25 protein-coding genes are annotated in these 24,427 nt (G+C 71.9%); 15 read left to right on the top strand and 10 right to left on the bottom strand.

What is annotated here, in order from left to right; all coding sequences use genetic code 11:
• Nucleotides 1-41: 41 nt before the first annotated feature.
• The 4 genes from OG417_RS28700 to OG417_RS28685 all read right to left on the bottom strand — a co-directional run bounded on the left by OG417_RS28700 (nucleotide 42) and on the right by OG417_RS28685 (nucleotide 4,257).
• On the bottom strand, nucleotides 42-851 hold the full coding sequence (locus OG417_RS28700) for an ATP-binding cassette domain-containing protein (RefSeq protein WP_329234886.1): 810 nt from the start codon (nucleotides 849-851) through the stop codon (nucleotides 42-44).
• A complete protein-coding gene (locus OG417_RS28695) occupies nucleotides 848-1,867 on the bottom strand; it encodes an ABC transporter permease (RefSeq protein ID WP_329234883.1) in 1,020 nt (339 codons plus the stop codon). The genes OG417_RS28700 and OG417_RS28695 overlap by 4 nt, the downstream gene beginning before the upstream one ends.
• An 11-nt stretch (nucleotides 1,868-1,878) precedes the next feature.
• On the bottom strand, nucleotides 1,879-3,018 hold the full coding sequence (locus OG417_RS28690; RefSeq protein ID WP_329234880.1) for a sugar ABC transporter substrate-binding protein: 1,140 nt from the start codon (nucleotides 3,016-3,018) through the stop codon (nucleotides 1,879-1,881).
• 174 nt (nucleotides 3,019-3,192) lie between these two features.
• The gene (locus OG417_RS28685; RefSeq protein WP_329234877.1) at nucleotides 3,193-4,257 is read right to left on the bottom strand and encodes a U32 family peptidase; all 1,065 of its coding nucleotides are present in this window, start codon (nucleotides 4,255-4,257) and stop codon (nucleotides 3,193-3,195) included.
• Nucleotides 4,258-4,457: 200 nt separating this feature from the next.
• Between OG417_RS28685 and OG417_RS28680 the strand changes: the two genes are divergently transcribed.
• The 3 genes from OG417_RS28680 (at nucleotide 4,458) to OG417_RS28670 (ending at nucleotide 7,519) form a co-directional block, all read left to right on the top strand.
• Nucleotides 4,458-5,231: an IclR family transcriptional regulator gene (locus tag OG417_RS28680; protein ID WP_329234873.1), complete on the top strand. Its 774-nt coding sequence runs from the start codon at nucleotides 4,458-4,460 to the stop codon at nucleotides 5,229-5,231.
• Nucleotides 5,232-5,274: 43 nt separating this feature from the next.
• Nucleotides 5,275-6,456: a mandelate racemase/muconate lactonizing enzyme family protein gene (locus OG417_RS28675; protein ID WP_329234870.1), complete on the top strand. Its 1,182-nt coding sequence runs from the start codon at nucleotides 5,275-5,277 to the stop codon at nucleotides 6,454-6,456.
• 64 nt (nucleotides 6,457-6,520) lie between these two features.
• On the top strand, nucleotides 6,521-7,519 hold the full coding sequence (locus OG417_RS28670; RefSeq protein ID WP_329234868.1) for a zinc-dependent alcohol dehydrogenase: 999 nt from the start codon (nucleotides 6,521-6,523) through the stop codon (nucleotides 7,517-7,519).
• Nucleotide 7,520: 1 nt separating this feature from the next.
• On the opposite strand, the gene OG417_RS28665 is transcribed toward OG417_RS28670, so the two are convergent.
• Nucleotides 7,521-8,144 carry a DJ-1/PfpI family protein gene (locus OG417_RS28665; protein ID WP_329234865.1) on the bottom strand — a complete coding sequence of 208 codons (624 nt, stop codon included), beginning with the start codon at nucleotides 8,142-8,144 and terminating at the stop codon, nucleotides 7,521-7,523.
• 297 nt (nucleotides 8,145-8,441) lie between these two features.
• Here OG417_RS28665 and OG417_RS28660 point away from each other — a divergent pair, with 297 nt between their 5' ends.
• Complete coding sequence (locus OG417_RS28660; RefSeq protein WP_329234861.1) at nucleotides 8,442-9,596, top strand: cytochrome P450; 1,155 nt, start codon at nucleotides 8,442-8,444, stop codon at nucleotides 9,594-9,596.
• 107 nt (nucleotides 9,597-9,703) lie between these two features.
• Nucleotides 9,704-10,228 (top strand): DUF1707 and FHA domain-containing protein, encoded by a 525-nt coding sequence (locus OG417_RS28655; RefSeq protein ID WP_329234858.1) that lies wholly within the window; start codon nucleotides 9,704-9,706, stop codon nucleotides 10,226-10,228.
• A gap of 26 nt (nucleotides 10,229-10,254) precedes the next feature.
• Here the strand turns inward: OG417_RS28655 and OG417_RS28650 are convergent, their stop codons facing one another.
• Nucleotides 10,255-10,785 (bottom strand): carboxymuconolactone decarboxylase family protein, encoded by a 531-nt coding sequence (locus tag OG417_RS28650; protein WP_329234855.1) that lies wholly within the window; start codon nucleotides 10,783-10,785, stop codon nucleotides 10,255-10,257.
• Between the two features lie 152 nt (nucleotides 10,786-10,937).
• Here OG417_RS28650 and sigJ point away from each other — a divergent pair, with 152 nt between their 5' ends.
• A complete protein-coding gene (gene sigJ, locus OG417_RS28645; protein ID WP_329234851.1) occupies nucleotides 10,938-11,906 on the top strand; it encodes an RNA polymerase sigma factor SigJ in 969 nt (322 codons plus the stop codon).
• An 80-nt stretch (nucleotides 11,907-11,986) separates the two neighbouring features.
• Here the strand turns inward: sigJ and OG417_RS28640 are convergent, their stop codons facing one another.
• Nucleotides 11,987-12,910 (bottom strand): alpha/beta hydrolase, encoded by a 924-nt coding sequence (locus OG417_RS28640; RefSeq protein WP_329234848.1) that lies wholly within the window; start codon nucleotides 12,908-12,910, stop codon nucleotides 11,987-11,989.
• Nucleotides 12,911-12,953: 43 nt separating this feature from the next.
• Here OG417_RS28640 and OG417_RS28635 point away from each other — a divergent pair, with 43 nt between their 5' ends.
• The gene (locus tag OG417_RS28635) at nucleotides 12,954-13,430 is read left to right on the top strand and encodes a MarR family winged helix-turn-helix transcriptional regulator (RefSeq protein ID WP_329234845.1); all 477 of its coding nucleotides are present in this window, start codon (nucleotides 12,954-12,956) and stop codon (nucleotides 13,428-13,430) included.
• 163 nt (nucleotides 13,431-13,593) lie between these two features.
• Here the strand turns inward: OG417_RS28635 and OG417_RS28630 are convergent, their stop codons facing one another.
• Nucleotides 13,594-14,226, bottom strand: a complete 633-nt coding sequence (locus OG417_RS28630) for a trimeric intracellular cation channel family protein (RefSeq protein WP_329234842.1) — start codon at nucleotides 14,224-14,226, stop codon at nucleotides 13,594-13,596.
• A 271-nt stretch (nucleotides 14,227-14,497) separates the two neighbouring features.
• On the opposite strand from OG417_RS28630, the gene OG417_RS28625 reads away from it, so the two are divergent.
• The 8 genes from OG417_RS28625 (at nucleotide 14,498) to OG417_RS28590 (ending at nucleotide 22,001) form a co-directional block, all read left to right on the top strand.
• Nucleotides 14,498-15,685, top strand: coding sequence for an ROK family transcriptional regulator (locus tag OG417_RS28625; RefSeq protein WP_329234839.1), 1,188 nt, complete (start codon nucleotides 14,498-14,500; stop codon nucleotides 15,683-15,685).
• A gap of 40 nt (nucleotides 15,686-15,725) precedes the next feature.
• Nucleotides 15,726-17,051, top strand: a complete 1,326-nt coding sequence (locus OG417_RS28620; protein WP_329234836.1) for an extracellular solute-binding protein — start codon at nucleotides 15,726-15,728, stop codon at nucleotides 17,049-17,051.
• Nucleotides 17,051-18,001 (top strand): carbohydrate ABC transporter permease, encoded by a 951-nt coding sequence (locus OG417_RS28615; RefSeq protein ID WP_329234833.1) that lies wholly within the window; start codon nucleotides 17,051-17,053, stop codon nucleotides 17,999-18,001. Before OG417_RS28620 ends, OG417_RS28615 begins: the two co-directional genes overlap by 1 nt.
• Nucleotides 18,002-18,016: 15 nt before the next feature.
• Nucleotides 18,017-18,913, top strand: coding sequence for a carbohydrate ABC transporter permease (locus OG417_RS28610; protein ID WP_329234830.1), 897 nt, complete (start codon nucleotides 18,017-18,019; stop codon nucleotides 18,911-18,913).
• On the top strand, nucleotides 18,910-20,172 hold the full coding sequence (locus OG417_RS28605) for a 6-phospho-beta-glucosidase (RefSeq protein WP_329234828.1): 1,263 nt from the start codon (nucleotides 18,910-18,912) through the stop codon (nucleotides 20,170-20,172). The genes OG417_RS28610 and OG417_RS28605 overlap by 4 nt, the downstream gene beginning before the upstream one ends.
• On the top strand, nucleotides 20,169-21,152 hold the full coding sequence (locus OG417_RS28600; protein WP_329234825.1) for an N-acetylglucosamine kinase: 984 nt from the start codon (nucleotides 20,169-20,171) through the stop codon (nucleotides 21,150-21,152). The genes OG417_RS28605 and OG417_RS28600 overlap by 4 nt, the downstream gene beginning before the upstream one ends.
• A 101-nt stretch (nucleotides 21,153-21,253) precedes the next feature.
• The gene (locus OG417_RS28595; protein ID WP_329234821.1) at nucleotides 21,254-21,604 is read left to right on the top strand and encodes a DUF3054 domain-containing protein; all 351 of its coding nucleotides are present in this window, start codon (nucleotides 21,254-21,256) and stop codon (nucleotides 21,602-21,604) included.
• Nucleotides 21,605-21,824: 220 nt separating this feature from the next.
• Nucleotides 21,825-22,001: a hypothetical protein gene (locus tag OG417_RS28590; RefSeq protein ID WP_329234817.1), complete on the top strand. Its 177-nt coding sequence runs from the start codon at nucleotides 21,825-21,827 to the stop codon at nucleotides 21,999-22,001.
• A gap of 156 nt (nucleotides 22,002-22,157) precedes the next feature.
• Here OG417_RS28590 and lpdA read toward each other — a convergent pair whose 3' ends face one another.
• Together lpdA and trhA are read right to left on the bottom strand one after the other, a co-directional pair.
• Entirely contained in the window at nucleotides 22,158-23,543 is a 1,386-nt protein-coding gene (gene lpdA, locus OG417_RS28585; protein ID WP_329234814.1) for a dihydrolipoyl dehydrogenase, read from the bottom strand.
• A gap of 174 nt (nucleotides 23,544-23,717) precedes the next feature.
• Entirely contained in the window at nucleotides 23,718-24,389 is a 672-nt protein-coding gene (trhA, locus tag OG417_RS28580) for a PAQR family membrane homeostasis protein TrhA (RefSeq protein ID WP_329234810.1), read from the bottom strand.
• Nucleotides 24,390-24,427 lie beyond the last annotated feature (38 nt).

Here is a 24,427-nt window from a genome sequence, read left to right as displayed (position 1 = left end):
ACTCTCCTTCCGGGACGGCGTACTCGCCTACGAGCGTGCCACTACGGCGTGCCGCGGGTGCGCGCGGCCCGGTACTCGGCCACCACCAGGTCCGTCAGCTCCCGCAACGAGGTCTCCCCGGCGGCCTTGTCGAAGGTGATCCGGCCGTGCTGGAGCAGGTTGACCCGATCGCAGACCTCCAGGACCTGCGCGTAGTTGTGCGCGATGATGATCACCGAGACCTCGCCGCGCTCCTTCAACCCGCGGACCAGGTCCAGGATCAACGCGCCCTCCTTGGCGCCCATGGCCGCCAGGGGCTCGTCCAGCAGCAGGATCTTCGCCTCGGAGTACACCGAGCGCGCCACCGCGATCGCCTGCCGCTGCCCGCCGGACAGCTTGGCCACCTCCACGTCGACCGAGGGGATGTTCACCCCCATGTCCTCCAGGTGCCGGCGGGCGAGCCGGCGCATGGCCCGGTTGTTCAGCAGCGGCCAGCGCACGTGTTCGCGGCCGAGGAACATGTTGTGGTAGACGCTCAGCTCGTTGATCAGCGCCAGGTCCTGGTAGACGGTGTCGACGCCGAGCGAACGCGCGTGCTCGACCGACTTGAGCGTCACCTCCTGCCCGTCGATGAGGATCCGCCCGGAGTCGGGCTGGTGGAACCCGCACAGGATCTTCATCAGCGTCGACTTGCCCGCGCCGTTGTCGCCGATCAGCCCGAGCACCTCGCCCCGTTCCAGGCGCAGGTCGATGTCGGTGAGCGCGGTCACCGCGCCGAAGCTCTTGGCCAGGTGCTCGGCCCGCAGCACTTCGTCCCGGCGCGCTCCTACGCCGGGCTCGGGCTGCTCGGCTCGTTCGTTCCGCTCGCTCATGACCGCCCCGCCCTTCGCAGCCTCGCCAGATGGACGTTGAGGATCATCGAGACGAGGATCGCCACACCCAGGATGATGTTGAACGGGTTCGCGCTGATGCCGATGAGGTTGAAGCCGTTCTGCAGCTCGGCCAGCACGAGCGCGCCGAGCAGGGCGCCGATCACCGTGCCGGAGCCGCCGGCCAGGGCGGTGCCGCCGATGACCGCGGCCGACACGGCGGTGAACATCGCGCCGGTGCCGCCGGAGCTGGGGTCGATCGTGGAGGTGCGGAACGCCTCCAGGATGCCGGCGAACGCCGCGAGCGCGCCCGTCACCATGAAGTTGCCGACCTTGATCCGGGCCACCTTGATGCCCGCCTCGCTCGCGCCGAGCAGGTTGCCGCCGACCGCGACCGTGTGCAGCCCCCACCGGGTGCGGATCAGCACGAGGTGGAAGAACGCCACGATCAGCAGGCACCAGATCAGCTCGGACCAGTCCGCGTGCCCGAACCAGCCCGCCAGGCCCTGCGCGGCCGACGGGATCTCCGCCGGGTAGGCGTGGGAGGTGGTGAGCGTGATGCCCTGCACCAGGAACATCGTGCCCAGCGTCGTCACGAACGAGGGCACCCGCAACAGCACCGTCACCGCCCCGTTGAGCAGGCCGATCACGGCGCCCGCCAGCAGCGCCACCACGATCGCGATGATCGGGTACATGCCGTAGTAGTCGACCAGGTAGTGCATCAGGAACGGCGCCAGCGTGAACACCATCCCGGCCGACAGGTCGATCTCGCCGCTGACCAGCAACAGCACCTCACCGACCGCGATGATCGCGTACGGCGCGGTGCCCTGGGAGATGTTCACCAGGTTGTCGTTGCTCAGGAACTCCGAACGGGCCGACTGGAAGTAGATCAGCAGCGCGACCGCCACGACCAGGATCGTGGCCTCGCGGCGGCGCAGGAACGCGTCGGCGGCACGGCCCAGCCGCCGTGGCGGACGCGGCGCCGCCACCTCGGTCCCGGGCGCCTCGGCCTCACTCACCGGGCCGCCCATCACTTGTGGGCGATGGAGCCGGAGTGGTTCAGCAGCTGCTGCTTGGTACTGGAGCCCTCGAACCGGGTCTTGGTCGCCAGGTACGGCTGGACGTTGTCCTTGGTGACGAACAGCAGCCCGGTGTTGGTCTCCGACGGCGCGGCCAGCCCGCCCGACAGCTTGTACAGCCACAGGTACAGCACCGGCAGGAACCCCTGCAGGTACGGCTGCTGGTCGATGGTGAAGTCCAGGTTCCCGGCGTTGATCGCGCTCAGCGTCGCGGGGTTGAGGTCGAAGCCGCCCGCGGCCACGCCCTTCTTCTTCAGCCCGTACTTGGCCACGACCTTGCCGACGTTCTCGGTGGAGCCGGCGTCGACGGCGAACATGCCCTTGAGGTTCTTGTGCCCCTGGGCGTACGCGTCGATGGTGGACAGCTCCTTGGGCAGTTCGGCGCCGCTGGCGACCGAGGTGAAGTTGATCGGCTTGCCGGAGGCCTTGATGGCGTCCTTGGCGCCGTCGATGCGCGGCTGGATGTTCAACGACCCCGGCGTCGCGATGAACCCGACCGCGTCACCGCCCTGCATCAGCGAGGCGATGCGCTGGCCGAGCTGGTAGCCGGAGGTGTACAGGTCCTGGCCGATGTAGGCGAGCCGGTTCGAGCCGGGGTCGCCCTTGGCGCCGTCGGCGTTGTAGGAGACCACCGGGATGCCCGCGTCCAGCGCCTTGTCGACCGGCGCGCGGAACGCCGTCTTGTCCACGACCGCCACCGCGATGCCGTCGGCCTTGGCGGAGATCGCCGAGTTCAGCGCGTTGATCATCTGCGGCACGACCGAGTCCTGCGAACCGGTCCACTGGAACTCGCAGTTCAACAGCGCGCACGCGTCCTGAGCGCCGTACTGGGTCGGGGTGAAGAACGGGTTGGTCGTCACGTGGTTGACGAAGACGAACTTCCACTTCGGCGTCGAGGGGAACGGCCCCACGCCGCCCTTGGCCACCGAGCCGGAGTCCTTCTTGTTGCTGGAGGAGCACGCGGCGAGCAGCGCCGACGCCGCCGCGGCGGCACTGACCATGCCCGCTCCGCTGAGGAGCCGCCGCCGCGTCGCGCCCTCCAGACCGAGCGTGTCGACGGCCTCTTCGACCTTGGGATGGACCTGGGTCATCACGAACCTCCGGGATCAGTGGCGGTGGGCCGAGCACGCGCGGCGCCGACCTCGGGACGCGCGTCCACCTCGAGACGCGCGTCGCCCGCCCGCCCCCGATCCGGGCGGTTGTTCGATATTTCGAACTACGTTCGAAATATCTTGACGCGACCGTAGAAGCCAGTGCGAAACCTGTCAAGGACCGGCCGGCAGAAGCCGCGAGGACGTGCTCTCCACCGCACCGGGCCGATAGCGGCGGAGCATCGCCACCCCGATCGCCGCGCGGCGGACCCGCTCCTGCGCGGTCGCCACGGCCACCGGCTCCAGGTGACGGCCGGAGGGGTAGATGCCCGGGGCGTTGCGGACGGTGAACTTCAGGTGCACCGGCGCGGCGACCCGTACGAGCTCGGGCACCTCGTAGTAGCGGACCGTCCCGCCGAAGTCGTCGGCGCCCTCGACGTACAGGTCCAGCGGCACGTCGACGGCCGCGCGGATCGCGGCGACCTGCGCGAGCGTCAGGTCGATCGGCAGGTTGACGGTGGTGACGCCGAGGTCCTCCAGCAGCCGCGCGGTGGCGGGATTGGCGGCCGGCAGCGACACCGACGACTTCAGGATCAGGTCGGGAGGCAGGTCCCCGGTCCTTTTCATCCGGCCCAGCACCCACAGCTGGCCCACGTCGGCGACCAGGACGCTGCGCAGCCCGAGCCCGACCGCGCGCACCACGTCCTCGATGCCGTACACGAGCTGGTCGGCCCCGCGCAGCGAACCGGACGCGACCGCGCCGGAGGAGGCGGTCACCTGCACGCCGACGTCCCACGACGCCCGCGGTCCGACGAACAGGCAGACCTCGATGTCGTGCTCGGCGCCGAGGGCGACCATCTCGCGGATCTCCGCGTCGGTCTGCAGCATGATGCCGCTGCCCTGGCTGATCCGGTGCACCCGCACCCCGTGCTCACGGGCGGCCGCGATGACGGCGCGGAAGGCCGGCGGCCCCTCCACCGAGGGGATCTCCACCCGGTACTGCCCGCCGTCGGGAAAGCGCCGGTCCGACTCCGGCGGCGCGCCGAGGTCGCTGTCGGGCAGCCCCATCGCGGCCAGATAGCGCCGGGTGGCCCCCATCGGGTCCCCTTCCCGCGCCGGGGAGGCGACGGTGCGGACCGTGTTTCCGGCCTCTCCGCTTCGCCCGGTCGCGGCACCCTCCTGCGGCGGGGAGGTGACCGGGCGGACGATGCTTCCGGTTCCCTCGCTTCGCTCGGTCACGGCGCCTCCCTGTTCGATATTTCGGACGCGATCTGGACTTGTGTCGGCATTTGGACGGTAAGTGCGTGTTCTGCCAGCGTCAACGGCTGTTCCGCCGGGAAAACCACATGCGCCCGGCGTTACGCGCCGTTGACACCGCCGTCCGGCGGCGCCTAGCCTGCGCCCGAGATTTCGTACAGCGTTCGGCGGGGTGGTCGCAGATGGGACGGACGGTGCCGGCGGTCACCCGTGCGCTCGACATCCTCGAGCTGTTCCTCGACCGCCCCAGCCTGTCCGCGCCCGAGATCACCGAGAGCCTCGGGCTGCCCCGTACGACCGTCCACGAACTGGTCACCACCCTCACCGACCGCGCCTACCTCATCCCGACCCCCGGCCAGCCGACCCGCTACCGGCTGGGCATGCGGCTGTTCCAGCTCGGCAGCGTCTTCGCCGAGCAGCTCGACCTCGCCCACGAGGCGCGGGAGGTCGCCCAGCGGGTCGCGGCCGAATGCGACGAGACCGTGCACGTCGCCGTGCTCGACGGTGCGGACGTCGTCTACATCGCCAAGGTCGACAGCACCCACCCCGTACGGATGGTCTCGGCGGTGGGGCGGCGCCTGCCGGCGCACTGCACCGGCGTGGGCAAGATGCTGCTGTCCGGCCTGTCCTCCGACGCCCTGGACGCACGCGTGCCGCGCGACCGCGAGCTGCCCGGCATGACCCCGCACAGCATCACCTCCCCCGCACGGCTGCGCGCCCGCCTGCAGCGGATCCGCGAGGCCGGGCTGTCCTACGACGAGTGCGAGTCCAACGAGGCGGTCTACTGCGTCGCCGCCCCCATCTACGACCACACCGGCGACATGGTCGCCGCGATGAGCGTCTCGGCGCCGAGCCTGCGCTGGAACGGCGAACGCCGCGAGGAGTGGAGCGAACTGATCCGCCGCGGTGCCGCGGAGCTGTCCCAGCGGCTCGGGCACCGGCCGCCCCTCCCCTGAACCCCGCGCCCCGATCCCGCCCCCGGCCCGCGAGGAGGCCCGCGTGCGCATCACCCGCCTGTCCACCCACGTCGTCGGCACACCCTGGCGCAACCTCACCCACGTCCTCGTCCACACCGACGAGGGCCTGACCGGGGTCGGAGAGGCCCGCATGCTCGGGCACACCGACGCGCTGCTGGGCTACCTGGCCGAGGCCGAACGCAACCACATCGCCGGCTCGGACCCCTTCGACACCGAGGACCTGGTCCACCGGATGAAGTACGGCGACTACGGGCGCGCCGGCGAGATCGTCATGTCCGGCATCGCCTGCGTCGAGATGGCCTGCTGGGACATCGTCGGCAAGGCCCTCGACCAGCCCGTCTGGCGGCTGCTCGGCGGAAAGGTCCGGGACCGGATCAAGGCCTACGCCAACGGCTGGTACACCGTCGAACGCACCCCCGAAGCCTTCCACGCCGCCGCCAAGAAGGTCGTCGAACGCGGCTACCAGGCGCTGAAGTTCGACCCGTTCGGCACCGGCACGATGGAGCTGGACCACGCCGAGACGATGCGCTCGGTCAGCCTCGTCGAGGCGGTCCGCGACGCCATCGGCGAGGAGGCCGAGCTTCTCGTCGAGATGCACGGCCGGTTCTCCCCGGCGACCGCGATCCGGCTGGCCGGGCTACTCGCGCCGTTCAAGCCGAGCTGGCTGGAGGAGCCCTGCCCACCGGAGAACCTCAAGGCCCTCGCCAAGGTCTCCGCCCACACCGACCTGCCGATCGCCACCGGCGAACGCATCCACGACCGGATCGAGTTCCGCGAACTGTTCGACCTGCAGGCCGTCGACGTCATCCAGCCCGACATCTCCCACATCGGCGGCATCGCCGAGACCCGCAAGCTCGCCGCCACCGCCGAGACCCACTACGTGCTCATCGCCCCGCACAACGTCGGCGGCCCCGTGCTCACCGCCGCCAACCTCCACCTGGCCGCCTGCACCACCAACTTCAAGATCCAGGAGCACTTCAACGACTTCGCCGACGCGGCGATCAAACAGGTCGCGCCGGGCCTGCCCGAGGTCGTCGACGGCTACTTCACCCTGCCGCAGGAGCCGGGCCTCGGCGTGACGCTCGACGTGGAGGCGTGCGCCCGGTTCCCCCGGCAACGCGCGAAGTTCGACCTGTTCGCCGAGGACTGGCACCTCCGCGACCCCGAGCGCACCGGAACACGCGACGCGACGGCCGGCCCGTGAACGAGCGGAGCGAGAGAACCGACAACACGCGCCACGGGATCGCTCCCCCGACGAAGGAGGATCCATGAGCCGCTCGCTCGTGGTCCGGGCGCCGGGGGCGTACGGGCTGGTCACCGGTGATCCGCCCGAACCGGGTCCGGGCGAGGTCGCCGTGCGGGTGGCGGCGGCCGGCATCTGCGGCAGCGATCGCGAACTGGTCGAGGGCACCCGGCCCGCGGCGTTCGTCCGTTACCCGGTCGTCCCGGGGCACGAGTGGTCCGGTGTGGTGGCCGCCACCGGTCCCGGCGTGGACGCGGAGCTGGCCGGACGGCCGGTGGTGGGCGAGGGCTTCCGCAACTGCCAGGTCTGCGACCGCTGCCGCGAGGGCGCGGCGAACCTGTGCTCGGCCGGGTACGACGAGACCGGCTTCACCCGCCCCGGCGCGTTCGCCGAGACGCTGGTGCTGCCGGCGCGGCTGCTGCACGTCCTGCCGGCCGGCGCCGACCTGCGCGCCGCCGCGCTGCTCGAGCCCGCCGCCGTCGCCGCGGCCGCCGTCCTCTCCGCGCGGGTGGAGGCGGGCGAGCGGGTCGCCGTGGTCGGCGCCGGCACGCTCGGCGCCCTGTGCCTGCTGATGCTGCGGCTGCGCTCCCCCGCCGAGCTGGCCGCCACCGACCCGCGCGCCGGACGCGCCGGCACCGCCCTGGCGTGCGGCGCGACCCGCTTCGAGAGCGGACCGCTGCCGGCCGGCGGCTACGACGTGGTGGTCGAGACGGCCGGCGTGCCCGGCACGGCCGCGACGGCGATCGCCCTGGCACGCCGCGGCGGCCGGGTCGTGCTCACCGGCATCCCCGGACAGGCCACCACCGCCGACCCGGCCGCGATCGTCGGCGGGATGCTCACCGTCACCGGGGTGTTCGGCGCTCCCCCGGCGGCCTGGGCGCACGCGGTACGCCTGTTCGCCGCGGGGCTGCTCGACCCCGGCCCGCTCATCACGCACGAACTGGACCTCGCGGAGTTCGGCCCGGCGATGGACCTGCTGCGCGGCGCCCGCGACGACGTCGGCAAGGTCCTGCTGCGCCCCTGACTCAGCGCCGGGCCGCCAGATACTCCATGACCTGCGGTGACGCCTTGGCGTACGCGCCGGAGTCGAAGGGCGGCTGCGGGTCGTACTCGATCACGAGCTGGCACGCCTCGGCGGCGGTCCGCCCCGCGATCAGCTCGGCCAGCCGCAAGGCCATGTCGATGCCCGAGGAGACGCCGGCCGCGGTGATGACACCTCCGGGCTGCTCGACGACCCGCCGCGCCGTGTACGTCGCGCCGTAGGACTCCAGCTCCCGTACCGCGCTCCAGTGCGTGGTGGCCTCCAGCCCGTCCAGGAGACCGGCCGCGCCCAGCAGCAGCGATCCGGTGCACACCGACGTCGTCCACCGCGTCGTGGCGTGGACATCGCGGATCCACGCGAGCAGCGGCTCGTCGGTGACGCGGCGCCGCGCCCCGGGACCGCCGGGCACCAGCAGCACGTCGGCACGGGTGACGTCCGTCAGGGCGGCGGTCGCGACGAGGGACAGCGAGCCGTGCCCGTCGGCGCACGGGCCGGTGGATTCCGCGGCGAAGACGACCTCGGCCTCCGGAAGCATCCGCAGAACCTCGTACGGGCCGACGGCGTCGAGCGCGGTGACGCCCTCGAAGATGGGGATGACGATGCGCACTGGCGTGCCTTTCCTGGGAGCCGGGGCCGGTCGGCGGGCCGCGGCGCGTACGGAGCAGGACCGTTCGACGTCCCGCCGGGAGTGGCCTGGACGGTCCGTTCGAAGCCGCGACGCGTGGTCGCGACGGTGCCGGGCCCACGGGGACGCGGCGGCCGGTCATGCCTCCACTGTGGCGACGTCCGTCCGGCGGCCGCAAGGACCCGGACCTGACGAGTCCCGCCTCCGCGGCAGCCGGCGGGCCGGGCAGCAGGGACCCGCCGTCCGTTTCGTCCGGTCGTAGGCCGTAACGTCGCCTGGGTGAGCTACCCCATCGGCGCCCGCGCCACCGTCGACGAGCTGACCATCGACCCGCACCCGCTGCTCGCCCGGCTGCGGGCCGCCGAACCCGTCTCCTGGCTGCCCGCGCTCGGCGGATGGCTCGTCACCCGCCACGACCTGGCCCGCGAGGTCATGCGCGACGCCCGCTCCTACACCGTGGACGACCCGCGTTTCTCCACCGCGCAGCTCATCGGGCCCAGCATGCTCTCCCTCGACGGGCCGGCGCACACCCGGCACCGCGAGCCGTTCGCCCGTACCTTCCGGCCCGCCGAGACGCGTGCGCGGTTCACCGCGTTCGTGGCCGCCGAGGTGGACCGGCTGGTCGGCGCGCTGCGGCCGGCCGGGCGGGCCGAGCTGCGCGCCGAGCTGGCCGGGCCGCTCGCCGTCGCGGTCATCGCCGAGGCGCTCGGGCTCGGCGACACCGACGCCGCCACCGTCCGGTCGTGGTACGACGCGCTCGTCGCGGGCGTGTCGGCCATCACCGCCGGCGAGGAGGCCGTCGTTCCCGAGGCGTACGGGCTGCTGCGCGCGCGGGTGGAGGGGGCGATCAAGCAGGGGCGGCCGTCCTCGCTGCTCGCCGAGGTCGCCGCGCGGCCCGAGGGGCTGACCACCGCCGAGGTCGTCGCCGACGCCGCCGTGCTGATGTTCGGCGGCATCGACACCACCGAGGGAATGATCACCAACGCGGCGGTGCACCTGCTCGGCCATCCGGACCAGCTCGCGCTGGTGCGCGAGGACCCCGCGCTGCTCGCCGGCGCCATCGAGGAGTCGGTGCGCCTGGAGCCGGCGGCCTCGGTCGTCGACCGGTACGCCGTGCGGGACGTGCGGCTCGGCGACGCCGACATCCGTGCCGGGGATCTCGTACGGGTCTCGATCGCGGGTGCGAACCGCGACCCGGCCGTCTTCACCGACCCGGACCGTTTCGACGTCCGCCGCGAGGACGCCGACCGGCACCTGTCGTTCGCACGCGGCCCGCACTTCTGCTTCGGCGCGCACCTGGCCCGCCTGGAGACCGCGACCGCCCTGGGCGCCCTGCTCCGGCTCCCCGGCCTGCGCCTGGAACACACCGACGGGCCGCGTGGCCTGGTCTTCCGCAAGCCCGCCGAGGTCCGCGTCCGCTGGAGCCCGGCGTGACACGACCCGGCGCCTTTACATTGTAGATCATTAGGCGTGGAGAAGCTCCGGCCTGGACACTCCACCGCGTACTGGACACGACACTTTCTGGTCCGGATACTCGTCTCATGGCAGGGCTCCCGGCGCGCGCATCGGATTCGGATCGCGATCGTGTACTCCGCGAGCTACGCGAGCGGGTCGCCGAGGGCAGGCTGTCGCACGAGACGTTCGAGCGGCGCGTCGAGTCGGCGCTGCGCGCCCGCAGCAACGCCGAACTGACCGCGCTCGTCAGCGACCTGCCCCCGGCCAGCCGCCTGGTACGCGGCCTCACCGGAGCCGTCACCTCCCTGTCGTCGATGACCGCGCGCCTGGAGGCCGCCTGGCGCGCGCCGCGCCTGCCGCGCTTCGCCCTGCCCCCGCACGACTGGACGCGCCTGCTGATCGGCCGCGCACCGGGCTGCCAGTTCGTCGTCACCGACCTCAGCGTCTCGCGGGTGCACGCCGAACTTCGCCGCGCCGGGGACAACTGGCTGCTATCCGACCTCGGCTCGATGAACGGCACCCTCGTCAACGGCTACCGCATCGTCGCCCCCACGCGCGTGCGCCCGGGCGATGAGGTCGCCTTCGGCAAGACCCGCTTCATCCTGGCCTGAGGGCCCCCGTCACGCCCGCGCCGGCGTTACCTGCTGTAGTTCTTTCCGATGGGCCGACCGGGGATCGGCTTGCCGATGAGAGCGACCGGGACGAACAAGCAGAAGTGGCCGATCGCCATGGTGAGCGTCCAGAGCTCCTCGTCGTCGTAGAGTGCGGACGCCCTGGCGAACAGTTCGTCGGAGACGCGTTCCCCGAAGGGGTTCGGGGTGAGGACGGCCTCCACGAGCTCCAGGGCGACCCGTTCGGCGTCGGTGAAGTAGGGGGCGTCGTGCCAGGTCGCCACGGCGGTGATGCGTTTCTCGGTCTCGCCGGCCCTGCGGAGGTTGTCGGTCAACGAGATGGCGTGGTAGGTGCTGCCGACGACCTGCGCGCCGCGCAGCAGCATCAGGCCGATGGTGGTCTGCGAAACCGGCCCGTTCCGGACGGCGTTGCGCACGGCCCCGGAGAGTTTCGCCAGCTCGGGGAAGAGCCGGGTGAGGTCGGGCAGGCGCGACTGGATGCCGTCCTGCTCCGTCGTCGTGCCGGTCGTCGTGTCGGTCGTCGTTGGCGTGGACATGGCGAGGTGTTCCTCCCTGCGTGCCGGATGGTGTCTCATCGGTCCGACAGCACAGGCGCTCGGAATGTGAGGCGGGGCGCCGACGTCACGTTCCGGGACGCTGTCTTGTCGAACCGGTGAGGACGGACGCGACCGAGGGAGCCGACGACACCATGACCACTCAATCCGAGCCGGGAGACGGCCGGCCCGACCCGAGCCTGAGCGCGATCATGAGCGAGCGGCGTCAGCTGATCAACCTTGCCTACCGGCTTCTCGGCTCCCTCGTCGAAGCCGAGGATGCCGTTCAGGAGACCTACGCCCGCTGGTACGCCCTGTCCCCACAGCAACGGCAGGCCATCGAATCCCCCGGCGCCTGGCTGACCAAGGTCGCCGGCCGCATCTGCCTCAACCTGCTCGGCTCGGCACGAGCCCGGCGGGAGAACTACGTCGGCGACTGGATCCCCGAGCCCCTGCCCGAACCCGCGGAGTGGTCAGGTGGCCGGGCGGCCGGCACCGTCGACCCGGCCGACCGGGTCACCCTCGACGAGTCGGTCACCATGGCCTTTCTCGTCGTACTCGAATCGATGACCCCGGCCGAACGCGTCGCCTTCATCCTCCACGACGTCTTCCGCTACCCCTTCGCCGAGATCGCCGAGATCGTCGGCCGTACGCCGGCGGCCTGCCGCCAGCTGGCCTCCTCGGCCCGCCGGCGCATCCGCGCCACGCGGACGCCCCCGCCCCCGGCCGCCCGGCAGGCCGCCATCGTCAGGAACTTCAAGCAGGCCTGGGAAGCCAAGGACATCAACGCCCTCATCGGCCTGCTCGACCCGGATGTCACGGCGACCGGCGACGGCGGCGGCCTCGCCACCACCGTGCGCCGCCGGCTCGAAGGCGCCGAGCAGCTCGCGCGCGGCCTCGTCGACCTCGCCGGCCGGCTGGCCGGTCTGACGGTCCTGGAGCGTACCGTCAACGGCCGGCCCGGCCTGGTGGCCCAGCAGGACGGCGTCGTGGTGACCGTGTACGCGTTCGACATCACAGACGAGCGGATCACGCGCATCTGGGCCGTACGCAACCCCGAGAAGCTCCGGCCGTGGACGGTGGGCCACAGCACCAGGACCGAACCCGCGCGCCCCCGCTCTTAGCCGGATCCCGACGGCCAGGGCGTCAGGGGGCGCCGAGCCGAGACCCGAGGCGGAGGTCCCGGCCAGAGCGGGGGCCGGGCCTACTCCGCTGACGTGTGCACCGTGCCGCCGGCGCGGATGCGCTGGCCGAGGAAGAGAGCCGCGCGGTCCAGCGCCTCGTCCGCCTCCTCCAGAACGCCGGCGAACGACTGGAACACGTGCGGCACGTCGGCGGTGATGTCCAGGATGACGTCCACCCCGGCCGCCCTCGCACGCGCGGCAAGGCGCGTGGAGTCGTCCAGCAGGATCTCGTTGATGCCCACCTGGATCAGCATCGGGGGGAAGCCGGTCAGGTCGGCGAGGACCGCCGGGCTGAGCAGAGGCTGGTGCGGGTCGGCGCCGGCGACGTACATGGCCCCGGTGTGTTCAAGGGCCTTGCGGGTGAAGATCGGGTCGATGCCCTCCTTGGTGTCCATGCTCTCGCCCGTCCGGGTGGCGTCGAGGCCCGGGGAGAAGGCCACGATGGCGGCGGGCGGGGGAAGGCCCGCGTCACGGGCGGCCAGGCAGGTGGTGACGGTGAGACCGCCGCCGGCGGAGTCACCGGCGAACGCGATGGCCGAGGGGTCCTTGCCGCTGTCGAGGAGGGCGCGGTAGGCCCTCAGGGTGTCGTCGATCGCGGCCGGGAACGGGTGCTCGGGGGCAAGCCGGTAGTCCAGCGAGTGCGCCTCGAAGCCGGTCTTGGCCACGAGGTGTCCCGTCAGCGACAGGGCGGTCTCGGGGGAGCCGAACACCCAGCCGCCGCCGTGGAAGTACAGGATCGTCCCGGCGCGGCGCCCGTTGTCCGGCTCGACATGGAGGGCGGGCCGGTCGCCGAGCGTCGTCCGCGTGGTGTGGATGCCGCCGGGCACGATCATCTGGGCCATCAGCGCCGCGAATCCGGCGCGGAGCGCCTCTGCCGACCGGGGGCCCTCGGCCCGCGGCTGTCGCATCATCGCGTCGACCCGGGCGCGCTGTTCCTTGCTCATGAGTCCGCTCCCGCCGTAAGTAGATTCCGCTACACTATATGCCGTGGCATCTAAATCGAACGGTGACGCGGTCGACCTCCCGGCCTTCTTCGCCGATCTGGTCCGGTGCGAGACGCGTCTGTACAACGCCCTCAACGACCGTCTCCGTGAGCGGCACGGGATCGTCACCTCACAGTTCGAGGCCCTGCGCTACCTGCGCGACCACCCCGGATCTCGCGTGGCGGACCTCGCCACCGAGTTCGCCATCGGCATCGGGGCGACCAGCAAGAGCGTCGACCGCCTGGAAAGGCAGGGATGGGCCGCCCGGCAGCCGAACCCATCCGATCGCCGGTCCTCACTGCTGGCCCTGACCGACGACGGCTCGCGGCTGATCGACGCGGCGGAGAAGACCTTCACCGATGCGGTGGCCGAGTTGATCGGAGGCACGCTCGACGGCGCCTCGGGATCGGCCGCCGTCCAGGCCATCGCGAAGCTGCGCTCCGTACTCGAACGCGACCAGATCGGCACACCCACCGGCTGACGGACGTCCCCCCGAGTCCCCCGCGGCACCCGGCCTGCACGCCGTACGGCGACCACGAAAGGTTCTCGCGCAGGACACCGTGCCGGCGTCGTTCGACGTCGCCCAGGTCGTCCGGCCCTCACCGACGTCGCGGCACGGGTGGCGCGCCGGCGCCCCCGCGGGGTCATCCCCTGTCTCGCGCTTCGGGCGCGACCGGGGCGTTGAGGTTGTAGCGGACGCCCGCGACGCGGATCAGGAAGCAGGCGAGGGCGGCGCCGAGCGCGGCGGGAAGACCGTAGACGCCGGTGCGCACGGCGGCCACGGCGATGACCGCGCCGGCCAGGGCCGGGATGGCGTACAGGCCACTGGTGAGGACCGTGGGGACGCGACGGACGAGGACGTCGCGGATCGTCCCGCCGCCGACGCCGGTGACCGCTCCGAGGATGACCGCCGGCGCCACGGCGAGACCGTACTGCAGGGACTTGGTCGCACCGGTCACGCAGAACAGGCTCAGCCCGGCGGCGTCGAACAACTCGATGTGCAGGGCGAATCTCCGCAGCGGCCGGCTGAGGAAGAACGCGACCAGCGCCCCGCCCGCGGCCACCACCAGGTAGGGCCAGTATCTGAACGTCGCCGGAGGCGACGCGCCGATGAGAACATCGCGCACGACGCCGCCGCCGAGGGCGGTCATCATGCCGAGGGTCAGGACCCCGACGATGTCGAGGCGGGTGGCGCGCAGGCCGGTGATGGCACCGTTGAGAGCGAACGCGAAAGTACCGGCGAGGTCGAGCGTGAGCAGCAGCGGTGGTTCGGGCATGACCGTCAGGATGCCTCCTCCGGCCGGTCACGAGCCCGGCCCTGTCCTGCCCCGCCACCGGCACCTCCGGGTCGAACGGCTCATACCCACGGGCCCATATCCACCGGCTCGCATCACCGCGCGCGGACCCGCCCCGGGTCGCCGGCCGATCGCGGTCTCGGCTTGGTAACACTGCGTTCCGGCCGTCTTGACGGCGTGCTCGGGCGGACTTACCTTCACCGGCAAGTTAGGAAAGTTTCCTAACACCCCGCCGCCGTTCGCCGGAGTCGCCTTGTCCACCTCCACGCCGGGCACCCCGAGCCTGCTGCGCGCCATCAACGACCGTGCCGCGCTGGAGGTGCTGCTCGAGCGGGGTCCGCTCACCCGCCCGGAGATCGGCGCACTGACCGGCCTGTCCAAGCCGACCGCCTCCCAGCTGCTCACCCGGCTCCGCGACGCCGGGCTGGTCGTGGCCGACGGCATCCGCGAGGGCGGCCCCGGCCGTACCGCCGAGCTGTACCGCATCAACGCCGCCGCGGCGCACGTCGCGGCACTGGAGGTGCGCCGCGCGCAGATCCGCGCCTGCGTGGCCGACCTGACCGGCACGGTGACCGGCCGCTTCGAGCTGCCGACGCCGGGGCCCTCCGGCGGGGACGCGATCGCGCGGGCGCGCACCGCGGTGGAGGGGGCCATGGCGGACGCCGGGCTCGACCGGGTCGACCGCGTGGTCATCGGGGTGCCCGGCGCCGTCGACCCGCGGACCGAGCGGCTCGGTTACGCCTCCCATCTGCCCGGCTGGCACATCCCGGACCTGCTCAGCCGGCTGCGCGCGGGGATCGGCGTGCCGGTCGCGGTGGAGAACGACGTCAACCTGGTGGCGATGGCCGAGCTCGCGCACGGCCCGGCCACCACCCCGCGCGACTTCGTCCTGCTGTGGGTCAGCGCCGGCATCGGCCTGGCGATCGTCCTCGGTGGCACACTCGTGCGCGGCGCCACCGGAGGCGCCGGAGAGGTCGGCTACATGCCGGTCGCCTCGGCGCCGCTCATCCGCGAACCCGGCCGGACCAACACCGGTGGTCTGCAGGCCGTCGCCGGCGCGCCCGCGGTGATCAGGCTGCTGCGCGAGCACGGGTTCCGCGGCGGGCGCGCCGACCAGATCGTACGGCGGGCGCGCGCGGCGTACGAGGACGGCGACGAGCGGGCGCGGGCCGGCCTGCGGGAGCTGGCCACCCGCCTGGCGACCGGCCTGGCCGCGATCGTCAGCGTGCTCGACCCCGAGCTCATCGTGCTCGCCGGCGACGTGCCCCTCGCCGGCGGCGAGCCGCTCCGCACCCTCGCGGAGCGCGAACTGCACACCATGACCATCCCGCATCCGCCGCTGCGGCTCAGCTCGGTCGACGGTAACCCCGTCCTGGCCGGCGCGCTGCACCTCGCACTCGGGGAAACACGCGAGGAGCTCTTCTCCAGCACCGTCCGTTAACCCCCCGGCCGCGCGCGGCCGGCGTCCGAAGGAGACCGGAGTGTCCCCACGACCATGGCGGCTCATCACCGCATCGATCATCACCGCCGTCGCCGCCACCTCCTGCACCGCGGGCGGCCAGTCACCCTCGGGCGGCGGCCCCAAGGCCGACGCGCCGCAGACGATCGAGGTCTGGCACGGCTGGAGCGCCCCCCATGAGGTGAAGGCCTTCGAGGACGCCATCGCCGGCTTCCACCGGCTGCACCCCAACATCACCGTCAAGCTCGTCAAGGGCCAGGACGACACCAAGATCCTCAACGCGATCCGCAGCGGCAACCCGCCCGACGTGGTCTCCTCCTTCACGACCAACAACGTCGGGCAGTTCTGCTCCAGCGGAGCGTTGCAGGACCTGACGCCGTACCTGAAGAAGGACGAGGTCGACCTGAACCTGTTCCCCAAGGCGGTGCAGGACTACACCCAGTACAAGGGCGTCCGGTGCACGCTGCCGCTGCTGGCCGACGACTACGCCCTCTACAGCAACAAGGCGCTGATGAAGGGCAACCGGCCGCCCAAGACGATCAGCCAGCTGACCGCCCTGGCCAAGAAGCTGACGGTGCGGAACCCCGACGGCAGCATCAAGGTGGCCGGCTTCCTGCCGTCGGTGACCTACTACGAGCACGTGCCCGAGCACATCGCCACGACGGCCTTCGGCGCGACCTGGCTCAACGACCAGGGCCGGGCGAACTTCGCCACCGACCCGGCGTTCGCCGAGTACCTGCGGTGGGAGAAGAGCCTGCTCGACTGGTACGGCTATGACAACGTCAAGAAGTTCGTCCACTCGATGGGCCAGGAGTTCGAGGCCTCCAACCCCTTCGAGAAGGGCAGGGTGGCGATGGCCGTCGACGGCGAGTGGCGCACCAAGTTCCTTCAGGAGGAGGCGCCGAAACTCCGGTACGAGACCACGCCCACGCCCGTCGACGACGCGCGCGCGAACACCTACGGCGGCGGGTTCATCACCGGCACCGTCATCGGCGTCCCGCGCGGCGCCAGGCACGCCCAGGCCTCCTGGGAGTTCGTGAAGTACCTGACCACCGACACCGACGCCCTGGTGACGTTCGCCAACGGGCTGGGCAACGTGCCGAGCACCATCCCGGCGCTGGCCTCACCGAACCTCAGGCTCCCGCCCCAGTTCACGACGTTCCTCAACGTCTTCAAGAATCCCAACAGCGCGACGATCCCCTCCACGATCAACGGCGGCGACTTCGTGGTGAAGTTCCAGAGCTTCGTGCAGGACCAGTGGGAGCCCGGCAAGGTGGCGAACCTCCAGCAGGGATTGCAGGGCCTGGACAAGAAGGTCGACGACGCGCTGCGGCTGGCCGGCGGCTGATGGCCGCCGCAGTGCCGGTCCGGCCGGTGACGGCGTCGCGGGCGCGGCGCCGTCACCGCCTCCGGGTCCTCGCGTTCCTGTCACCGTGGCTGGTCGGCTTCTCGCTGTTCTTCGCCTACCCGCTCGCCGCCACGGTCTACTTCTCCTTCTTCCGCTACAACCTGTTCCAGCTCACGCCGGTCGGGCTGACCAACTACCGGTTCCTGTTCAAGGACCCGTACGCCTGGCGGGCCATCAAGAACACGCTCTGGCTCGTCGTGGTCATGGTGCCGCTGCGGGTGCTGTTCGGCCTCGCCCTCGCCCAGCTCCTCACCAGGATCAAGCGGGGCGGGAACATCCTGCGGTCGATCTTCTACCTGCCGTTCCTGATCCCGCCGGTCGCGGCCACCGTCGCGTTCGTGTTCGTGGTCAACCCCGGCACCGGCCCGCTCAACGACATCGCCGCCAAGATCGGCATCCACCTGCCGGACTGGTTCAACGACCCCGCCTGGACCAAGCCGGGCCTGACCCTGCTCGCCCTGTGGAGCATCGGCGATGTCATGATCATCTTGCTGGCGGCGCTGCTGGACGTGCCCAGGTCGCTGTACGAGGCCGCGGCCATCGACGGCGCGAACGCCTGGCAGCGGTTCCGCCGGATCACGCTGCCGACGATCTCCCCGGTGCTGTTGTTCTCGGCGGTCACCGGGGTCATCCAGACGTTGCAGTACTTCACCCAGGCGATGGTCGCCGCGAACGCCTCCCAGGGCAACGCCGACCAGGCCGGCACCACCACCGCGCCCGGCTACCCCGACGGCGCGTCGCTGACCTTCCCCCAGACGCTCTACAACGAGGGCTTCCAGCAGTTCAACATGGGCTACGCGTGCGTCCTGGCGCTCGTGCTGTTCGTCGTCGCCATGTTCTTCACGCTGATCCTGCTCCGGCAGTTCCACGCGTTCGGCGACGAGGAGTGAAGGGATGACGACGCGATGACCGGCACCACCCTCGCGACGCGGCGCGCCACCGCCGTCCGCCCTCCGGCACGACCCCGGTCCAAGGGCCGTAACCGCCGGATCCTGTACTGGGTCGCGACGCACGCGATCGCGATCGCCCTGGCGCTCATGTTCCTGGCGCCCCTGGTCTTCATGTTCCTCACCGCCGTCATGAGCGGCGACGAGACGCTCACCGGCAGCCTGTGGCCCCACGGCTGGCACTGGTCCAACATCGGCACCGCGCTGACCACCGACCACGGCGTGATGCTGCGCTGGCTGTTCAACACGCTCGTGTACGCGGTGCTGGCCACCGCGTTCATGCTCGTCTCCAGCATCCCGGTCGCCTACGCCCTGGCGCGGTTCCGCTTCCGCGGGCGCAAGCTGGCGTTCGTCCTGGTCATCACCACGATGATGCTGCCGCCGCAGGTGACGATCGTGCCGATGTACATCCTGTGGGCGCGGTTCCATCTGACCGGCACGCTGTGGCCGCTGATCATCCCGATGCTGTTCGGCGACGCGTTCTCCATCTTCCTGCTCCGGCAGTTCCTGGTGACCATCCCGGCGGAGTACGCCGACGCCGCGCGGGTCGACGGCTGCGGCGAGTTCGCCGCGATGCTGCGGGTGGTGCTGCCGATGGCCCGGCCGGCGATCGCCGCGGTCGCGCTGTTCCAGTTCTTCTACGCCTGGAACGACTACTTCGGCCCGCTCATCTACACCAAGCCGGACTCGTGGACGCTGGCGGTCGGCCTGTCGACGTTCCGTGCGGCGCACCACGTGGAGTGGAACCTGACGATGGCCGCGACCCTGCTGACGGTGCTCCCGGTGATGGTCGTGTTCTTCCTCGCGCAGCGGGTGTTCATCCAGGGAGTGACCTTGACGGGGGTGAAGGGATGAAGCTGTGCGTGGTCGGCGGCGGGTCGACGTACACGCCGGAGCTCGTGGACGGCCTCGCCCGGCTCCGCGACACGCTGCCGGTGTCCGAGCTGGCGCTCGTCGACCCCGACGAGCGCCGCCTGGAGCCGGTCGGGGCGGTCTCGCGCCGGATCCTGGCGCGGTACGGCCACCCGGGCGTCGTCCGTACGACCACCGCGCTCGAGGAGGGCGTGGACGGCGCCGGCGCGGTCCTGCTGCAGCTGCGGGTCGGCGGGCAGGCCGCCCGGCACGTGGACGAGACGCTTCCGCTCGCGTGCGGCTGCGTCGGCCAGGAGACGACCGGGGCCGGCGGGCTCGCCAAGGCGCTGCGCACCGTCCCGGTGGTCCTCCGCATCGCCGAGCAGGTCTCCCGGCTTGCGCCGGACGCCTGGATCGTCGACTTCACCAACCCGGTCGGCATCGTCACCCGCGCGCTGCTGGACGCCGGGCACCGCGCCGTCGGGCTGTGCAACGTTGCGATCGGGTTCCAGCGGCGCTTCGCCCGCATGCTCGGGGTGCCGCCCGGCGACATCCGGCTCGGCCACGTCGGTCTCAACCACCTGACCTGGGAACGCAGCGTCCATCTCGGCGGGGAGGACGTCCTGCCGCGGCTGCTCGCCGAGCACGCCGGACCGCTCGCGGCCGACATCGGCCTGCCTTCGGCCCTCCTGCGGCGCCTCGGTGTCGTACCGTCCTACTACCTGAGGTATTTCTACGAACACGACGCGGTGGTGGCGCAGCAGCTCGCCGCGCCGTCGCGCGCCGAGGAGGTGGCCGCCATCGAGGAGCGCCTCCTGCGGATGTACGCCGACCCGGCGCTGGACACCAGGCCGGAGCTGCTGGAGCGGCGCGGCGGCGCGTTCTACTCCGAGGCCGCGGTCGACCTCCTCGCGTCCCTGTCGGCCGACCGCGGCGACGTCCAGGTCGTCAACGTGCGGGGCGGCGGCCGGCTGCCGTTCCTGCCGCCCGAGGCGGTGATCGAGGTCCCGGCCCGCGTCACCGCGGCCGGCGCCGACCCGCTGCCGGTGGACCCCGTCGAGCCGATGCTCGCCGGGCTGATCGCCCACGTGTCCGCGTACGAGGAGCTGGCCCTGGAGGCGGCGCTCAAAGGAGGTGTCGACCGGGTGACGGACGCCCTGCTCGCTCATCCGCTCATCGGGCAGGTGAGCACGGCCACCGACCTGGCCGAGCGGCTCGTCGCCGCGAACGCGCCGTACCTGCCCTGGGCGGTGGGCACGTGATCCTCGCGATCGACGGCGGGAACAGCAAGACCGACGTCGTGGTCCTCACCACCGACGGCGAGGTCCGCTCGGCCGTGCGCGGCGGCGGCTTCCGGCCCGTCGCGGACGGCGTCGAGACGGCCGTGGCGAACCTGACCGACGCGGTGACACGCGCGCTGGAGGCGGCCGGCCTGACCACGGCGTGGCCGGTCGCCGACCACGTCTCGGCGTACCTGGCCAACGTCGACCTGCCGGAGGAGGAAGAGGAGTTCCACCGGATCATCACGGCCTGCAACTGGGGCCGCAGCGTCCGGGTCGGCAACGACACCTTCGCGCTGCTGCGCGCGGGCGTCACGGACCGGTGGGGCGTGGCCGTGGTGTGCGGCGCGGGCATCAACTGCGCGGGTGTCGGCCCCGACGGGCAGATCGCGCGGTTCCCCTCGATCGGCCGGGTGACCGGCGACTGGGGCGGCGGCCACCACCTCGGCGAGGAGGCGCTGTGGCACGGCGTGCGCGCCGAGGACGGCCGCGGCCCGAAGACCGCGCTCGCCGAGGCGGTCGCCGCGCACTTCGGTGCCGCCAGCGCGCTGGAGGTCGGCCTGGGCATCCACTTCGGGGAGATCCCCGAAGAGCGCCTCGGCGAGCTGGCCCCCGTGCTGCTCACGGTCGCGGCGTCCGGCGACGATGTCGCGGCACGCCTGGTCGAACGCCAGGCCGACGAGGTGAGCGCCCTGGCGACGGTCGTGCTGCGGCGGCTGCACCTGCTGAACTCCCCCGTGGAGGTCGTCCTGGGCGGCGGGGTGCTGGCCGCCCGCGACGGGCTGCTCATGGCCGCGATCCAGGAGCGCTTCTCCCGCATCGCGCCGCAGGCCAAGCTCATCGTCGTCGACGCCCCTCCGGTGCTCGGCGCCGCCCTGCTCGGCCTGGATGACGCCGGCGCGTCACCGCAGGCCCACGAACGTCTTCTCGCCTTCTACGCCCGGACTCCCGCCGGCCCCTGACCTCGGCGGGTGAGGCGGCGCCCGCGCGACGAACCCGAGAGCATGCGGCGCGACCGCCCGTGGACCGGACGAGAGCCCTCCGCGCGCATTACCCTTGACCCATGCGTACGGTGACCGCGGCGGCCCTCGACCTTTGCTGTGTCGTGGCGTTCGTGCTGATCGGGCGGGCGAGTCACAGTGAGGGCGAGACGCTCGCCGGGGCGGCGACGACGGCCTGGCCGTTCCTCGCCGGCCTGCTGATCGGCTGGTTGGTGACCCGGGGCTGGCGGCGTCCCGCGGCGCTCGTGGCGACCGGCGCCGGTGTCTGGGTGGCGACGGTCGCCGCCGGCATGGCGCTGCGCGCCGTCTCGGGTCAGGGCATCGCCGTCACCTTCGTCCTCGTCACGCTGGTCTTTCTCGGACTGGCGATGTTCGGCTGGCGTGCCGTGGCCGGCCGGCGCATGGCGACATGACCAGGCCGCCGTGGACGACCCGCGCGGCGCCGGCCGCGGGGCCCGGCCCGCCGCGGGGCCGCCGCCCGAACCCGGACCCTCGACGATCATCACCGTCCCGCGTCCTCTACAGTGAAGTAAAAGTTCAGGTCCGTCGGCCCCCGCGACGTCCCGTGTCGCCTTCCCCGCACCACGGACACCGACTCTCGCCGGCGCCCGGCACCGATGGATGAGGCAGATCATGCACCAAACCCCGGCCCGAACCCCGTCCCGGCCTCGCCGCCAGGAGCCGGAGCCACCCGAGCGTGACATTCTCGCCAAGATCGTCCGCGCCATCGTCGCGCTCTGCATCGGCGGCGGTGGCGCCCTGATCCTGCTGTTCCTGCTCGCCCTCATCCTCAGCCAGTTCATGGGCTGATCGGCCGGCGGCGGCGCCGCCCCGGCCGGCGGCCCACCGCCGGGTGGTCGCGCGCCGGGCCGGGGTGACGGCTCCGAGCCAGGGCGTCCGCGCACGACGTCCTCAAGGCCTGTCCCAGAGCCTCACCGTCTCGAGACAGGCCCTCGCGCGTGGCGGCTAGAAGTTGATCATGTGGCCGGCCAGGCCGTGCAGGGCCTCCTTGACGGCCTCGCCCAGGGTGGGGTGGGCGTGGACGTTGCGGGCCGCCTCGTGGACGGTCAGATCCCACTGCTGGGCAAGGGTCAGCTCGGGCAGCAACTCGGTGACGTCCGGTCCGATGAGGTGGGCGCCGAGCAGTTCGCCGTACTTGCCGTCGCTGAGGATCTTCACGAAGCCGCCGGGGTCGCCCAGGCCGTGGGACTTGCCGTTCGCGGTGAAGGGGAACTTGGCGACCTTGACGTCGAAGCCCTTCTCACGCGCCTGCGCCTCGGTCCAGCCGAAGCTGGCGATCTGCGGCTGGCAGTACGTCGCGCGCGGGATCATGACGTAGTCCAGCTCCATCGTCTCCGCGCCGGCGATGGTCTCGGCCGCGACGATGCCCATCGCCTCGGCGGCGTGCGCGAGCATCAGCTTGGCGGTCACGTCGCCGATGGCGTAGATGTGCTCCACGCTCGTACGGCAACGGGCGTCGACGTCGATCGCGCCGCGCTCGGTCAGCTTCACGCCGGTGTTCTCCAGGCCGTAGCCCTCGACGTTGGGGGCGAAGCCGATCGCCTGCAGGACCTTGTCGGCCTCCAGCACCTGCTGTTCGCCGTTCTTGGAGACGGTGACGCGCAGCTTCGGCCCGGTCTCGTCGATGCCCTCCACACGGGTGGAGGTGAGCACGTCGATGCCGAGCTTGCGGTACCGCTTGGCCAGCTCCTTGGAGACCTCCTCATCCTCCAGCGGGACGAGCCGGTCCAGGAACTCCACGATCGTCACCTTGACGCCGTAGTTGGCCAGGACGTACGCGAACTCCACTCCGATGGCGCCCGCGCCGGCGATCACGATGCTCTCGGGGAGGCTGTCGCTGAGGATCTGCTCCTCGAAGGTGACGACGCGCTCGGACAGCGTCGTGCCGGGCAGCAGCCGCGCGCTCGCGCCGGCGGCGATGATGCAGTTGCCGAACGTGATCTCCTCACCGTTGACGACGATGGTGTTCGCGTCGGTGAAGGAACCGCGGCCCTCGTACTCGGTGATGCCGTTCTTCTTCATGAGGTAGTGCACGCCCTTGACGCGCCCGTCGGCGACCGTACGGCTGCGCTTGAACGCCTCGCCGTAGTCGAACCGCACCTCCCCGTCGACCTGGATGCCGAAGGTCTTCGCCTCACGCGTGAAGATGTGCGCCAGTTCGGCGTTGCGCAGCAGGGCCTTGGAGGGAATGCAGCCGACGTTGAGGCAGACCCCTCCCCAGTAGCGCTCCTCGATGATCGCGGTCTTCAGGCCGAGCTGGGCGGACCGGATCGCGGCCACGTACCCGCCCGGCCCCGCGCCGAGGACGACGACGTCAAAATGTGTGCTCATGCCGAAAACGATATTGCGCCCGGCCCAGTGCTCGCCGTCCAGGTGGGCCATCCGGGCGGCGGAACGGCGGTCACCGTCGGTCGCGCCGGCCGGGACGGCCTGCCCGATGGCGGCCAGGACGCCCCCGGTGAACGCGACGTCCGGGGCACCCGGCGCCTCGCCTGGCGAGTGAGCTCACACGGCCCGGTAGACGACGAAGGACACGGCGATGTACTGGGCGACGTAGGCCGCGACGGTGAAGGCGTGGAACACCTCGTGGAAGCCGAACCAGCGCGGCGAGGGGTCCGGGCGGCGCAGCCCGTACACCAGCCCGCCGGCGCTGTAGAGCAGGCCGCCCGCGCACACGAGCACGAGCGCGGTCACCCCGGCCCCGTCCAGCAGCTGCGGCATGAACGCCGCCGCCACCCAGCCGAGCCCGACGTAGAGCGCGGTGTAGAGCCAGCGCGGCGCGCCCACCCACACGATGCGGAACAGCACGCCCGCCGCGGCGCCGGTCCAGATCACCGCGAGCACGACCGTACGGGCGGTGCCGTGCAGGGCCAGCAGCGCGAACGGCGTGTAGGTGCCCGCGATGATCAGATAGATGTTGGCGTGATCGAACCGGCGGAGCACCGCCTCGGCCCGCTCGGACCAGTGTCCCCGATGGTAGAGCGCGGAGACGCCGAACAGCAGGGCCGAGGTCAGCGCGTACACGGCGGCGGCGAGCCGTGCGGACAGCGTCGGGCCGAGGGCGACCAGGACCAGGCCGGCGACGAGGACGGCCGGGAACGTGCCGGCGTGCAGCCAGCCGCGCAGCCGGGGCTTGACCGACTGGGCGATCTCCCCCATCTTTCCCGGTCGTACCATGAGCCGCCTCCCTCCACGCCGCCGCGGCGGTCGCGACG

Origin of the sequence: Actinoallomurus sp. NBC_01490 (genome assembly GCF_036227085.1) — a bacterium.
Taxonomy (GTDB): domain Bacteria; phylum Actinomycetota; class Actinomycetes; order Streptosporangiales; family Streptosporangiaceae; genus Actinoallomurus; species Actinoallomurus oryzae.
This window is presented reverse-complemented; position numbering and strand designations above follow the sequence as displayed.

Bases quoted from the DNA above. Each gene is read 5' to 3' on its own strand.
- OG417_RS28700 (WP_329234886.1), bottom strand. From the start codon at position 851: ATGAGCGAGCGGAACGAACGAGCCGAGCAGCCCGAGCCCGGCGTAGGA.
- OG417_RS28690 (WP_329234880.1), bottom strand. From the start codon at position 3,018: ATGACCCAGGTCCATCCCAAGGTCGAAGAGGCCGTCGACACGCTCGGT.
- OG417_RS28680 (WP_329234873.1), top strand. From the start codon at position 4,458: ATGGGACGGACGGTGCCGGCGGTCACCCGTGCGCTCGACATCCTCGAG.
- OG417_RS28670 (WP_329234868.1), top strand. From the start codon at position 6,521: ATGAGCCGCTCGCTCGTGGTCCGGGCGCCGGGGGCGTACGGGCTGGTC.
- OG417_RS28655 (WP_329234858.1), top strand. From the start codon at position 9,704: ATGGCAGGGCTCCCGGCGCGCGCATCGGATTCGGATCGCGATCGTGTA.
- OG417_RS28650 (WP_329234855.1), bottom strand. From the start codon at position 10,785: ATGTCCACGCCAACGACGACCGACACGACGACCGGCACGACGACGGAG.
- sigJ (WP_329234851.1), top strand. From the start codon at position 10,938: ATGACCACTCAATCCGAGCCGGGAGACGGCCGGCCCGACCCGAGCCTG.
- OG417_RS28640 (WP_329234848.1), bottom strand. From the start codon at position 12,910: ATGAGCAAGGAACAGCGCGCCCGGGTCGACGCGATGATGCGACAGCCG.
- OG417_RS28630 (WP_329234842.1), bottom strand. From the start codon at position 14,226: ATGCCCGAACCACCGCTGCTGCTCACGCTCGACCTCGCCGGTACTTTC.
- OG417_RS28615 (WP_329234833.1), top strand. From the start codon at position 17,051: ATGGCCGCCGCAGTGCCGGTCCGGCCGGTGACGGCGTCGCGGGCGCGG.
- OG417_RS28610 (WP_329234830.1), top strand. From the start codon at position 18,017: ATGACCGGCACCACCCTCGCGACGCGGCGCGCCACCGCCGTCCGCCCT.
- OG417_RS28605 (WP_329234828.1), top strand. From the start codon at position 18,910: ATGAAGCTGTGCGTGGTCGGCGGCGGGTCGACGTACACGCCGGAGCTC.
- OG417_RS28595 (WP_329234821.1), top strand. From the start codon at position 21,254: ATGCGTACGGTGACCGCGGCGGCCCTCGACCTTTGCTGTGTCGTGGCG.
- OG417_RS28590 (WP_329234817.1), top strand. From the start codon at position 21,825: ATGCACCAAACCCCGGCCCGAACCCCGTCCCGGCCTCGCCGCCAGGAG.
- lpdA (WP_329234814.1), bottom strand. From the start codon at position 23,543: ATGAGCACACATTTTGACGTCGTCGTCCTCGGCGCGGGGCCGGGCGGG.
- trhA (WP_329234810.1), bottom strand. From the start codon at position 24,389: ATGGTACGACCGGGAAAGATGGGGGAGATCGCCCAGTCGGTCAAGCCC.